The 500-nt window shown below is 56.0% G+C and carries 1 protein-coding gene; it reads left to right on the forward strand.

Features of this window, described 5'->3' with window-relative positions; all coding sequences use genetic code 11:
* A partial coding sequence (locus tag DXC51_RS07075) for a glycoside hydrolase family 127 protein (protein WP_181970043.1) occupies window positions 1-474 on the forward strand: 474 nt, incomplete at its 5' end.
* Window positions 475-500 lie beyond the last annotated feature (26 nt).

Raw genomic sequence — 500 nt, forward strand, 5'->3', positions numbered from 1 at the left:
CCCATCCGGAAATTCCGGGTGCAGGCAGAAGGCGGAACCTCCTGCCGGATCAGCTTCCGGATTCCCCGCTGGGCAAAGGGCGTGAACCGCATCCTTGTAAACGGCGAGGACATGGGCCTTTCGGCGCAGCCGGATACCTGGGCCGTGCTGGAACGGGAGTGGCAGGCGGACGATGTTATCGAGATAAGCCTTCCTTTTTCCCTGGAATTCAGGCCTGTGGATGAAGAAAACCCGGATATTGCGGCGCTGTGCTTCGGTCCGGTGGTTCTGGCGGCGGATAAGATGTCCCTGCTTGACGGGGACATGGAGCACCCGGAGGAATGGATCACATGCATTGATGAAAAACAGATGCTGTTTAGGACTGCGCCCGGACACGTATGTCCCTATCCCCAGGCGGTGAGGACCTTCAGGCCCTATTACAAAATCCCCGTCATGGAATGGTATTTTATGTATGTAAGATTTCAACAGAGATAGGAAAAGCCGTATGCGGGAAAGCCGCA

Source organism: Eisenbergiella massiliensis, assembly GCF_003435485.1.